Source organism: Bradyrhizobium sp. 1(2017), assembly GCF_011602485.2.
GTDB lineage: Bacteria > Pseudomonadota > Alphaproteobacteria > Rhizobiales > Xanthobacteraceae > Bradyrhizobium.
The window spans coordinates 2,421,290-2,434,043 of record NZ_CP050022.2 but is presented as its reverse complement, the minus strand read 5'-3'; the positions used below and the strand labels follow the sequence as shown (position 1 = coordinate 2,434,043).

The following is a 12,754-nucleotide window of genomic DNA, read 5'->3' as shown; positions in this document are numbered from 1 at the left end:
GACTTGGCCGGCTGAATTCGTTCAGCCGGCCATTTCCTTCGTGGCAACCAGACCCGTGCGCCGTGTTTCCGGCATCACGAGGAGAACGAGCAAGAGCCCCGCCGCGGCAACGCCGGACAGCCCGATGAACGCGGTCGCATTGCCGAACTTGTCGCTGACATAGCCGCCAAGCACCGTACTCAGCGACGCGCCGATGCCCGTTGCGGTGCCGACGATGCCCTGCGCCAGATTGAAATGGCCGCTGCCGAAGGCGACGTCGGCGACGATCAGCGGGACCATCACCGCGAATACGGCAGCGGTAATGCCGTCAAACACTTGCACGAGCACCAGGAGATACGGATCGCGCACGGTTGCAAACAACAGGCCGCGAATCGCCAGCGCGCCGAAGCCGATCAGCAGCAGCGGCCGCCGGCCCCAGAGCTGCGCCTTGCGCCCGACCGTCGGCGACAACAGCGCCACGATCGCTTGCGGAACGACGATGCAGAAGGCGACCAGCACCGTCGCCCACTGGGCCGACCGCGCCGTCACGGCGCTTGCGATCAGCGGCATCATCGAGGCGTTCGCGAGCTGCAGCAACAGCACGCTGAACGCGAAGACAATGAGCGGGCGCTGCCGGATCAGGTGCCAGACGTTGGTGTCGCCGCGATCTGCCGAATCGCGCGGCATCTCGCCGTGACAGCGCGCGATATCGACCTCATGCTCGCGGATGCGCGAGAGCGCGATCAGGGTCGGGATCACGAGCAGGAAGGTCACGAGGAAGACCGCCCGGCTCGACAGGAGATAGCCGACGGTCCCCATCACGGCCGCCGCGATGCCGCTGCCCAGCGAGGCAAAGCGCGCGTTACGTCCGAGACGCTCGCCGATCGCGAACGGGCCGACGAGGCCGAGGCTGATCGCGGCGATCGCCGGGCCCAGCACGCAGCTCGCCATCGCATGCAGGATGGCGGCGGTCACCACGACTGCGAAGATCGGCATCGCGGCATATGCCAGCGCGCAGCAGCCGATGGTCGCGATCGCGAGGGCGGCGACCAGCCGCTCCGATTTCGCCGCATCGATGATCGCGCCGCCGGGCATCTGGCCGATCAGGGCGACGATGCCGCCGATCGACAGCACGAGGCCGATCTCGACCTGAGTCCATTTCTGCGTCGTCAGGTAGACCGCGATGAAGGGACCGAATCCGGTCTGCACGTCGGCGAGGAAGAAGATGAACCAGTCGAGGCCGCGCAGGCTCTGGCGCGAGGGCGCCGGAAGGCCCGCGGCCGGCGGCGCGACAACGTTGTCCTGTTCGACGCCGCCGTCGCGATCTTCGTGTTTCGGCTTCCTCGACAACAGCAGCACAGGCGGTCAGCCCTCCCGGCACCTCACTGAATCGCTCGCAGCGGTTGAAGGCTGCCGGATGCGCCGAGCACGACGATCGGCGTGTCTTCCTTGTATTCCGGCGCGGCCGCGACCTGCGCCTTGGTCAATTCCAGCGTGATGCTGTCCTTCTTGTTGGCAATCTTGCCGAAGCGCAGCGCGTTCCAGTCCACCACGATCTTGCGGCTGCCGACGCCGAGGAAGCCGCCGAAATCGATCGCCGCGGCGCGCACATGGCCGGTGCGATCGACGATGACGTCGACGATACGTCCCATGTCCTCGCCGGCGGCGCTGCGCACGTCGCGGCCGAGGACGCCATGCGCCTCGCTCGCGCCGATGATGGTGACCGACGGTGGCGGCGCGGCGTCCTTGGGGGTGACCGGAACCGTCGAGGCCGGCGGCTGCACCGTTGCCGGTGCATTCGCCTCGTTCTGGCCCGCGGGTGGATCCTCCGCGGCGCGCGAGGTCGCGACCGCCAGGCCCGCGACGATGGCCATGCCCAGGATCAGCGTTCGGATCGCACGCATCACACCCTCCTCACGGCGCGCCGCTAGCGCGCCAGCACGATCGAGACCTGAATCTGGCCGCGCGTGCGCAACACTTCCAGCGCCACATCGTCGCCGTGACGGCTGACCCGCAGATCCACGCTGGATTCGCCGAGCCTGAGATCGCGCAGGATCACCTCGTTCAGGAACGCCGGCAGATGCGGATTGCGCAGCCGAATCTCGCCGCGCGCCACGTCGAACTCGATGCCGAGAGCCGCCTCCAGCAGCGTGAACGGCGTCGCGCTGGCCCAGGCCTGCGGTGCGCAGGCGACCGGATACAGCGTCGGACCGCGCCGCTTCTCGCGCCGGAAGCCGCAGAACAGTTCGGGCAGCCGGCGCAGATCCATGTAGGTCGCCGCGTCGAACAGCCCCTTGAAGACGTGCGCCACCGAATGCTTGAGGCCGTAGCGCGCAAGCCCGAGCGCGATCAGCGCGTTGTCGTGCGGCCAGATCGACCCGTCATGATAGGACATCGGGTTGTAGCGCACCTCGCCTTGCGCGACGGTGCGGATACCCCAGCCCGAGAAGAAATGCGGCTGCATCAGATCGGCGGCGACGAGACGGGCGCGGTCTTCGCGGATCATGCCGCTGAACAGCACCTGGCCGGCATTCGAGGTCCGCACCTTGCAGGGGCGTTTCTTGCCGTCGAGTGCGAGCGCATAGGTGCCGAGCTCTTCGCACCAGAACGCCTTCTCGAAGCGCTCGGCCAGCGCCTTGGCTTCGGCCTCGAGTTTGCGCACGCGGTCCGGCTTGCCGAGCCGCAGCGCGCAACGCGCGGCGAGCTGCTTGGCGGCGTAGACGTAGCCCTGAACTTCGGCGAGCGCGATGTTGCCTTCCGCGAGTTTGCCGTCGGCATGGAAGATCGCGTCGAAGGAATCCTTCCAGCCCTGGTTGGCGAGCCCCTTCTCCGTCGCGCGCTGGTATTCGACGAAGCCGTCCTGGTCGGGATCGCCGGGACCGTCGATCCAGGCCAGTCCCGCCTCGATCGCCGGCCACAGCTCGATCAACGTGGCCTCATCGCCGGTGCGCTCGAAATAGCTGCCCGCCAGCAAGACGAACAGCGCGGTCGAATCGACGCTGCCGTAATATTGCGAGAACGGCACCTCGCCCAGCGCCGCCATCTCGCCGCCGCGCATCTCGTGCAGGATTTTTCCGGGCGCAGCGTCGGCGAGCGGATCGACCGCCTTGGCCTGGAAATGCGCAAGACGCCGCAGCACGCCCTTGGCGACGCGCGGATCGACCCAGAGCATCTGGAGCGCGGTGATCAGCCCGTCGCGGCCGAACGTCGTCGAGTACCAGGGAATGCCGGCGTAGGGGTATCGTCCCTGCGGCGTCTCCGTCGTCAGCATGTTGAGGTCGGCCATGGCCTGGCACAGCACCTCGTTGAAGATGTTGTTGGAGGTCTCGATGCTGGCCGCACCCACCGCATGCCGCCGCATCTCGCGGCGATGGGCCAGAAGGCTGGGGAAGAACCGCGCCGGCTTCTGCGTCACCGGCCGGTTGCAGGAGACGGCGACAAACAGCGATTTGGTCTTGTGCGGGTCAAGATCGAGCTCCCAGGTCGCGGCATTGACCGACAGCCGGGTCGGACGCGGGTCGAAATGCAGGCCGGTGGTGCGCTCGGTGTCGTCGAGGCCGCGATACTCGAACAACACGTCGGTCGGCCCCAGCAGCCGGCTCGTGCCGGTCCCGCGCCGCGGCCGCCGCTCGCCGCGAACCTCGAACAAATCGGCGAAGTCGTTGTCGAACAGCAGCGTCAGCTCGAAGCTGGCACGCGCGTCGCCGTGGTTCTGCACGCCGATGCGCTGATAGGCGCTGCCGCGCCACAGGAAGATCGTGCGCACGATGTGCAGCAGATCCTTCTGAAACACGAGGCGGCCCTGACGGAAGATGTCGGGATTGGTGAGGTCGACCGTCAACGCCGAATTGTCGTCGCGCAGGTTCGAGCCGAGCAGCAGCGGCTGCAGATCGTCGAGCACGAGCTCCAGCCGCGCGAGATAACGCGTGTCGTAGTGAAACAGGCCGTCTGGCCCGCCCGCCGACGCGCCGATGTCGCCATGGCTGTCGAGCACGATGAATGTGTCGTCGTGCTTGAGCGACCGCCGCGGCCGGGCGGCGGGTCCCGTCATCGGAATGTAGAACGTCTGCTCCGCGACGGTCTCCACCGTCTGCGATACGGCAATGAACTGGGTTACGGCTTCGGCCGACATGGGCAGCTCCCCTGCGCTTGTTTCGAAACGCGACCGACTCGAACGCGACTATAAAGCGCGATGAGATCAGGATAAATCGTCATCGCGCTTCAGGTTGTTGTATGAGCATGATTCTTTCGGAAAACTGCCGCACACTTTCCGGATCATGCTTCGAGGCTTTACGCGGCGGCTTGCGCGAGCCGGCTCATTTCCTGCGTGACCAGCTCACGATAGGGTCCGTGGCCTTGCATCAAACGATCAGGCGAGCCGTCCTCGATGATCTTACCATTCTTCAGCACCACTACGCGGTCGAAATTGCGCAGCGTCGCCAGACGATGCGCGATCGCGATCACCGTGCGGCCGCGCATCAGCCGCGACAGCGCCTCGCGGATGGCCTCTTCGGACTCGCTGTCGAGCGCCGCGGTGGCTTCGTCCAGCAGCAGGATCGGCGCGTCCTTGAGGAAGGCGCGCGCGATCGCGATCCGCTGGCGCTGGCCGCCCGACATCTTCACGCCGCGGTCGCCAACCATGGTGTCGAGGCCTTCGGGCAGGCCGTCGATGAAATCGCAGCGCGCCGCGATCGCCGCACGCAGCACCTCGTCGTCGGTCGCGTTCGGGCGGCCGTAACGGATGTTCTCGCGTATGGAGCGATGAAACAGGGAGATGTCCTGCGGCACGACGGAGATCGCCTCGCGGAGACTCTGCTGCGTGACCATGGAGATGTCCTGGCCGTCGATGGTGATGCTGCCGACGTCGGTGTCGTAGAAGCGCTGAAGCAGCGTGAACAACGTTGACTTTCCGCCACCGGACTGGCCGACCAGGCCGACGCGCTGGCCGGGCTGCAGGCGAAGGCTGAACCGCTCGAAGATCTTGTCGCCGCCGGGATAGCCGAAGGTGACGTTGTTGTACGCGATTGCCGCGCCGCTCTTGACGAGAGGCTCGGCCTCGGGGTGATCGCGCAGATCGTGCGGCACCAGCAGCGTGGCGATCGCCTCGGTCAGCCGCGCGACGTGCTGGGTGACGTCGACCAGAGCCACCGCGAGATCGCGCGTGGCGCTCAGGATCGAGATGCCGAGCGTACAGACCAGCACGACGTCGCCGGTGGTCGCCTGGCCCTTCTGCCAGAGCGTGATTGCCCAGGCCATCAGCGCGATCGTCAAAAGCACGGTCACCGCGGCATGCAATAGCCGCAGCTTTTCCAGATAACGCAGGCTGCGGCTTCGCGCGGTCAGCTCCCGGTTCACGGTTGCGTCGAACCGCTCATGCTCGTGGCCGATGCCGCAGAAGGCACGGACCAGCGGCATGTTGCTGATGACGTCGATCATCTCGCCGTCCACCGCGGCGGCCTTGTCGGCGAAATCGTCATGCAGCGGCTTGCCGGCGGCGGCGAGGTGGAACATCGCAACCACCATGCCGCCGGCGATCACGATCAGGCCGAGCGCCATATACGGGCTGACGGTTCCAATCAGCGCGATTGCCGCAACTGTGGCGATGCACGGCGGCAACACATTCCAGACGAACATGTTCTCGACCGTGAACACCGCGTTCGAGGTGGCGGTGATACGGCTCGTCAGCATGCCCGGCATGCGGTCGGAGAAATAGCTCGGCGCGTGCCCGGTCAGATGACGAAATATGTCACGGCGTAAATCACCCGTGACCCGAACAAAGGTGAAGCTCGCTGTCCAGCTTGCGATCCGCCACAGGAAATTGTCGGCGGCGATCAGCGACATGAGCAGAATGAATGCCAGCCATACGCCGCCGCCTTGCGAAGGTCCCGCGGACAAGGCATCGACGAGGGATTTGACGCCATATTGCGTGCCCACGGAACAGGCAACCGCTCCAACGACCGCAGCTAGGATCACCAGATGCGACGCCATTCGCATCCGAAGATAGCGCAAGACAAAGGCAAATGGCCTGCGCGCGTATCCAGAAAGATGATCCATATGGCTATCGCCCCGTTATGCTGATTTTCATTTTGTTACTGATCGACTGAACATCGACCTCTTCGCCTCGGTTCCCGGGCCGGGCGATCACGACATGCGGATGCGGACGATCTGAGAAGATGTAGTGGCAGCATCGAGACGGTCCGCGGACGTGTCGAAGATGTAACGTTCAGGAGAAGGAACTTCGCAAGTGCGGGAACGTTCCCCTGTCTGGCATGCCGGTGCCGTACTGGCGGGGGCTTTTTACGTTCATGATCGCACAAAGGAGATGGTGAGATGCGCATCGCGCAGGTAGCTCCGTTGACGGAGGCTGTTCCACCCAAGCTGTATGGCGGCACCGAGCGGGTGGTGCATTGGTTGACGGAAGAGTTGGTGGCCCTCGGGCACGATGTGACATTATTCGCCAGCGGCGATTCCCACACCTCGGCCAAGCTGGATGCGCTGTGGCCACGGGCGCTCCGTCTCGACGGTTCCGTGCGCGATCCCAATGCACTGCACATGGTGCTGCTGGAGCGGGTGCGGCAAAAATGTGACGACGAGGAGTTCGACTTCCTCCACTTCCATCTCGATTATTATCCGTGGTCGCTGTTCCACCGGCAGCCGACGCCATTCGTGACCACGCTGCATGGCCGGCTCGACCTGCCGGAGCATCAGCCGGTCTTCAACACCTTCTCAAAGATGCCTGTCATCTCGATCTCGAATGCGCAGCGCCGGCCGGTGCCGCAGGCGAATTGGGTGACGACGATCCATCACGGTCTTCCGGAGAACCTGCTGACGCCGAAGCCGGCGAAACAGGAATATCTCGCCGTGCTCGGCCGCATCGCGCCCGAGAAGGGCGTCGACCGCGCCATCAAGATCGCGACTCATTGCGGTATTCCGCTAAAGATTGCGGCCAAGGTCGATCGCGCCGACCAGGATTACTATGACGAACTGATCCGGCCGATGATCGAGAACAATCCGCTGATCGACTTCATCGGCGAGATCGGCGATCACGAGAAGTCGGACTTCCTGAGCGGCGCGCTCGGGCTTCTGTTGCCGATCGACTGGCCGGAGCCGTTCGGCCTTGTGATGATCGAAGCCATGGCCTGCGGAACGCCGGTCGTCGCTTTCAACCGCGGCTCGGTGCCGGAGATCATCGACGAGGGCCTCACCGGATTCGTGGTCGAGGACATCATCAGCGCCGCCGGGGTGGTGAACCGCCTTTCGCAACTCGACCGCACCGCGATCCGCAAGCAGTTCGAGACGCGCTTCACAGCGCGGCGCATGGCCCTGGACTATCTGGCGGCCTATCGCAGCCTGACCGAGGCGCAAGCGCCGCGGATCAAGCTGGTGAGCAGCGCGGAGTAGCTCTTCCACGCCGTTGCCAGTCGCAGTGCCCTCTCCCCTTGCGGGAGAGGGCTCCGAGATGTCCAGACCGGATAGATAGGTAACACAATAGACCGGATGGATAGGTGACAGTTCTCTGTCGGCTGGGAGGAACAGCCGATGCCTTGGCGAGAGAGCTGCGCAATGGACCAACGGATTAAGTTCATCGCGGATCAGCGAAGCGGATTGTGGACGATGACGGAGCTTTGCGACCGCTACGAGATCAGTCGCAAGACCGGTTACAAATGGTTGGAACGCTACCGGCTGGAGGGGCCTGGGGGGCTTGCGGAACGCTCCCACGCCGCGCGGGTGCATGGGCGCGCGACACCACGGCACATCGTGGATGCGATCGTGGGGCTGCGGCTTGAGCGGCCGAGCTGGGGACCGCGCAAGATCGTGAGCAGGCTCGAGGCTCGGCAAGGGGACGTCGATTGGCCGTCGGCCTCGACGGCAGGCGAGATTCTTAAACGGGCGGGATTGGTCAGCAGTCGCCGGGTGCGGCGACGAGCGCCGCCGCGCATGGGGCAGCTGACGGTACCTCGGCATGCCAACCATGTATGGGCTCTCGATCACAAGGGCTGGATTCGACTGGGCGACGGCTCTCGGGTTGAACCCTTCACAGTGACCGACGGCTTCAGCCGCTATTTGATTAGTTTGGCGGCGACGGGCAGCACGCAATATGGCGAATGCCAACCACTGCTGGAGCGGGCGTTTCGCGAGTACGGCTTGCCGCAGATCATCCGCTCCGACAACGGCTCGCCATTCGCCTCGACCGGAACCACCGGCCTGACGGCGCTGTCGGTATGGTGGATCAAGCTTGGTATCCGTCATGAACGGATCGATCCTGGCCACCCGCAGCAGAACGGCCGGCACGAGCGCTTTCACCTCACGCTTCTGGAAGCCATGCGGCCACCGCCGCCAACCCGGGCGGCGCAGGCTCGTCGGTTCTCGGCATTTGCACGCGACTACAATGAAGAGCGGCCGCACGAAGCGCTTGGCCAGCGCCCGCCTGCCAGCTGCTATCAGCCTTCGCCCCGTGAGATGCCAAGGCGGCTTCCCAAGCCTGATTATCCATCCGAAGCCGCGGTTCGCCAGGTTCGCTCCAACGGCGAGATCAAATGGCGTGGCGACCTCATCCACATCTGCAGCGCTCTCGGCGGTGAAGCAGTCGCTGTCGAGGAAACCGAGGACGGAGCCTGGCAAGTGCGCTTCTTCGACGTGCCGATCGGCATCATCGACCAGCAAACACGCAAGCTGCGGCGCTGCGCTAGCGCAGCGCCGCAGCTGATCAAATCATGAACGACTGTCACCTATCCATCCGGTCTATTGTGTTACCCATCCATCCGCTGGACAGAGCGCGCCACCTTCTCCCGCAAGGGGAGAAGGGAAGAAGCAAGCGCCGCCCTACACCACCCCCGCCCGCTTTGGCTCGACGATCTCGAACATCCTCGGGAATTCGTCCATCAGCCCCATCAGCTCGGCGAGCTTCATCGGGTTGCCCGACATCTTGACCTTCCCCGCGGCGACGGCCTCCGGAAAGCTCGTCAGCTTCGCGATGACCTCGTCTAGCGTCGACCGTGCCAGCGCGAAGCTGGCATCGGCGCCCTCCGCCCGCACGCCTTCGCTATAGGTGAGCGCAGAGTTCTCCAGGTTGAGCACAAAGGTCTCGCCGGTGTCGGAGAAGCTCCAGTTCAAGACGATGTGCTTGCCTTCCGCCTTCGGACCATTGAGGCGGATACCGAGCACGTCCCAGAGCTGGGAGGTGCGCAATGCTGCGAGCGTCTCGCGCGGCATCGGCGGGCGCGCCGGCACTTTCGGCATGCCCTGGCGCAATTCCTGCGCACCGAACAGATAGGCATTGCGCCAGGTCGCGCTCTCCGCGGCATAGCCGAGCTGCTCCAGCGTATCCGCCAGCAATTTGCGCGCGGCCTGATTGTCCGGCTCGGCGAAGACGAGATGGCCGAGCGCTTGCGCAACGAAGCGAAACTCGCCCTTGTCGAAATCCGTCCGCGCCCGCTCAAGGATGGCGTCCGCGCCGCCCATATACTCGACATACTTCTTGCCTGACTCCACCGGCGGCAGCGGATCGAGATTGACCGGGTTGGCATCGTACCAGCCGAGATATTTCTGGTAGATCGCCTTCACATTATGCCGGATGTGGCCGTAATAGCCGCGGCCGTGCCAGGCGGCCTCCAGGCTCTTCGGCAGCTGGATCGTCTCGGCGATCTCGGCGGCGGTGAGACCGTGGTTCATCAGGCGGATGGTCTGGTCATGCGCGAACTTGTAGAGGTCGCGTTGCTGCCGGATCATCGTGCCTATGCGCTCGCGCCCCCACACCGGCCAGTGATGCTGGCCGCACATCGCCTCCGCCTTGCCGTCCCAGAGCAGCAGGGCCTCGTTCAGGTATTTCGACCAGGCCAGCGCGTCGCGCACGTCGGCGCCCCGGAACGGCAGCAGATTGTGGAAATTGTGCGTGCAGTTCTCCGCGAGGTTCAACAGCCGATAGCGCGGGACGAAGAAGTGCATCTCTGCCGGCGCTTCGCTGTTCGGCGCCATCTGGAATTCGAACGCGACACCGTCGATCACGCGCGTATCGCCGGTCGCCATGATCAAATCGGTCGGCCGCAGCAGCGCAACCGATCCTGCCGCCATCGACTTGCCGAGACCGCAATCGACCTGGCCGCGCACGCCCTTGGCGAGCAGCGGGCCGAACTGGTATTGCGCACGCCGCAACATCGCCGGTCCCGCGATGATGTTCTCGGAGACGGCATGCTCCATGAACAGGTTCGGCGCGATGATGGGCGCATCCTCCTCCAGCACGCCGCGCGCGCCGCCCCAATGATCGGTATGGGTATGGGTGAAGATGACGGCCGCGACCGGCTTCCGTCCGCGATGCCTGAAATAGAGCTCGAGTGCGGCCCGCGCGCCCTCGATCGAGGTCAGCGTGTCCACGACGATGACGCCGCTGTCACCCTCAATCAGCGTCATGTTGGCGATGTCGAGCCCGCGCACCTGATAGACGCCCGGCACGACCTCGAATAGCCCGTGATGCATGTTGAGGCGCGATTGTCGCCACAGGCTCGGATTGACGGTCGGCGGCGCGTCCTCGGCCGAGAGGAAGCCGTAGGGCTTCAGGCTCCAGACCGTACGCCCTTGCGGATTGGTGATCTCTGCATTCTCGATCGTGCCGAGAAAGCCGCGCGCAGCGTCGTCGAAATCCCGCGTGTCGGAGAACGGCAGCGCGTTCAACATGGCGTCATGCTGCGCGATGACGGAGGGTGTTGCGTCTTTCGGCTCGCTGCTGCTGGGTTCTGTCATGCTCTTTCCTCCCGGCTTGTCGCGCGGCATCTAACCGCATCCGGCGGTCGATGGCCATTGGCAACGGAGGATGCGTAGCCCGGATGAAGGGAAGCGCAATCCGGGCTACGACGTTTTCTTCGGCTACATCCCCAGTAGCCTCGGCAGCCACAACGACAGGCCCGGCCAGTACGTCACGACCACCAAGAATCCCAGCATCGTCAGCAGCCACGGCCACACCGCCACCGTGAGCTCGGTGATGCCCATCTTGGCGATGCCTGAGGCGACATAGAGGTTGAGGCCGACGGGCGGATGACACAGCCCGACCTCCATGTTGACCGTCATCAGGATACCGAAATGGATGGGGTCGATGCCGAGCTTGACCGCGACCGGGAACAGGATCGGCGCCATGATCAGGATGATGGAGGACGGCTCCATCACGTTGCCCGCCAGCAGCAGCAGCAGATTGACGAGCAGCAGGAAGCCGATCCACCCCAGGCCCTGGTCGATCATCCACTGTGCCAGCGCCTGCGGCACGTTCTCATAGGTCATCAGGAACGAGAACAGCACGGCGTTGGTGATGATGTAGAGCAGCATCGCCGAAAGATTCGCCGACGACAGCAGCACCCGCGGCACGTCGCGCAGCTTGAGGTCCTTGTAGATGAACACCGCGACGATGAAGGCGTAGACCGCGCTGACCGCGGCAGCCTCCGTCGGCGTGAACAGGCCGCTATAGATGCCGCCGATCACGATCACGATCAGCAGGATGCCCCAGATCGACTTGCGGAATGCATCGAAGCGCTCGTACAGCGTCGCCTTCGGCATCCGCGGATAGTCGTTGCGCCAGGCGCGATAGAACGTCGTCATGCCGAGCAGCGTGGCCAACACGAGACCCGGCACGATGCCGGCGATGAACAGCTTGCCGACCGAGCTATTGGTGGAGACGGCGTAGAGCACCATCGGGATCGACGGCGGAATGAGAATGCCGAGCGAGCCCGACGTCGTGATCACGCCCGCCCCGAACCGCTTCGGAAACCCTTGCGCGACCATTGCCGGCAAAATCACCGAGCCGATCGCCACCACGGTCGCCGGCGAGGAGCCGGAGATCGCCGCGAACAGCGCGCAGGCCACCACGCCCGACAACGCGAGACCGCCATACCAATGGCCGACCAGCGAGGTCGCGAACGTGATCATCCGGCGCGCCACGCCGCCATGGGTCAGGAAGTTGCCGGCGAGGATGAAGAACGGGATCGCCATGATCTCGAAATTCTCGATGCCGGTGAACAGCTTCAGCGCCACCGATTCCGTTCGCACGTCGGTCAGCGTGAACATGAAGCTGAGCACGGTCAGACCGAGCGCGATCGAGATCGGCATGCCCGTCAGCATCAACGACAGCAGGAGCGCGAACACGATGAGGACGCGCACGCCTTGCGGCAGCGTGATGACGTGGCCGGCATGCGCAAAACACAGGGCGACGATCAGGACCGGCAGGAGCATCAGGATCCAGCCAAGCGGGCTGCGCTCGTCCCGCACGACCTGAGTGGGCGTGACCGGCGCCGGATGCACCGGATCCGCCTCGACGCCTTCGACGCCGGCCATGTCGTGATGCGGCAGCTCGCCGGTGCGGTGGAACGACCAGGCCACCTGCAGGAAGCGGAAGCACATCAGGGCGGAGCCGAGCGGGATGGTGAGATACACCATCCACATCGGCGCTTCGAGGTCGTTGGACTGCTGGCCGGTCTGCCACATCTGGCTGACGAACGCCGCCCCGAAATAGCCGACGATGGCGGTGAACAACGCGCCGCACAGCAGTCCGAACGTGATGACGCGGCGGCGCGATCCGCCCGGCAGGATGTTGACGAGCACGTCGACGCCGACATGGATGCCGGTGCGCACGCCGTAGGCCGCGCCGAACTTCGCCATCCAGATGAACATGTAGATGCAGAGCTCCTGCGCCCAGGACAGGTCGAGCGCGGCGAGCCAGACGAACGCCGCCCGCGCGGGCACGGCGAGGAAGGCCAGATTGCGGGCTTCCGCCCATTTGGCGATGTCGATGGAA

Annotated in this window: 8 protein-coding genes and 1 pseudogene; 2 read left to right on the top strand and 7 right to left on the bottom strand. The window is 64.8% G+C overall.

Annotation, left to right across the window (positions count from 1 at the left end; all coding sequences use genetic code 11):
* Positions 1 to 21: 21 nt before the first annotated feature.
* The 4 genes from HAP40_RS11620 to HAP40_RS11605 all read right to left on the bottom strand — a co-directional run bounded on the left by HAP40_RS11620 (position 22) and on the right by HAP40_RS11605 (position 6,033).
* Positions 22 to 1,335, bottom strand: coding sequence for an MFS transporter (locus HAP40_RS11620; RefSeq protein WP_166819543.1), 1,314 nt, complete (start codon positions 1,333 to 1,335; stop codon positions 22 to 24).
* Positions 1,336 to 1,361: 26 nt separating this feature from the next.
* Positions 1,362 to 1,883, bottom strand: coding sequence for a PRC-barrel domain-containing protein (locus HAP40_RS11615; RefSeq protein WP_166817673.1), 522 nt, complete (start codon positions 1,881 to 1,883; stop codon positions 1,362 to 1,364).
* Positions 1,884 to 1,906: 23 nt separating this feature from the next.
* Positions 1,907 to 4,111: an amylo-alpha-1,6-glucosidase gene (locus HAP40_RS11610; RefSeq protein WP_166817674.1), complete on the bottom strand. Its 2,205-nt coding sequence runs from the start codon at positions 4,109 to 4,111 to the stop codon at positions 1,907 to 1,909.
* Positions 4,112 to 4,269: 158 nt separating this feature from the next.
* Positions 4,270 to 6,033 (bottom strand): ABC transporter ATP-binding protein, encoded by a 1,764-nt coding sequence (locus HAP40_RS11605; RefSeq protein ID WP_166817675.1) that lies wholly within the window; start codon positions 6,031 to 6,033, stop codon positions 4,270 to 4,272.
* 276 nt (positions 6,034 to 6,309) lie between these two features.
* On the opposite strand from HAP40_RS11605, the gene HAP40_RS11600 reads away from it, so the two are divergent.
* Both HAP40_RS11600 and HAP40_RS11595 read left to right on the top strand, forming a co-directional pair.
* The gene (locus tag HAP40_RS11600; protein WP_166817676.1) at positions 6,310 to 7,380 is read left to right on the top strand and encodes a glycosyltransferase family 4 protein; all 1,071 of its coding nucleotides are present in this window, start codon (positions 6,310 to 6,312) and stop codon (positions 7,378 to 7,380) included.
* A 213-nt stretch (positions 7,381 to 7,593) separates the two neighbouring features.
* Positions 7,594 to 8,697: an integrase core domain-containing protein gene (locus HAP40_RS11595; RefSeq protein ID WP_246741120.1), complete on the top strand. Its 1,104-nt coding sequence runs from the start codon at positions 7,594 to 7,596 to the stop codon at positions 8,695 to 8,697.
* A gap of 105 nt (positions 8,698 to 8,802) precedes the next feature.
* Here HAP40_RS11595 and HAP40_RS11590 read toward each other — a convergent pair whose 3' ends face one another.
* The 3 genes and pseudogenes from HAP40_RS11590 to HAP40_RS11580 form a co-directional block, all read right to left on the bottom strand.
* Positions 8,803 to 10,716 (bottom strand): alkyl/aryl-sulfatase, encoded by a 1,914-nt coding sequence (locus tag HAP40_RS11590; RefSeq protein WP_166817677.1) that lies wholly within the window; start codon positions 10,714 to 10,716, stop codon positions 8,803 to 8,805.
* A gap of 123 nt (positions 10,717 to 10,839) precedes the next feature.
* Complete coding sequence (locus HAP40_RS11585) at positions 10,840 to 12,081, bottom strand: TRAP transporter large permease (RefSeq protein ID WP_414645397.1); 1,242 nt, start codon at positions 12,079 to 12,081, stop codon at positions 10,840 to 10,842.
* Positions 12,082 to 12,387: 306 nt separating this feature from the next.
* Positions 12,388 to 12,618, bottom strand: a pseudogene (locus HAP40_RS11580) (TRAP transporter small permease); the annotation flags it as partial.
* Positions 12,619 to 12,754: the final 136 nt, after the last annotated feature.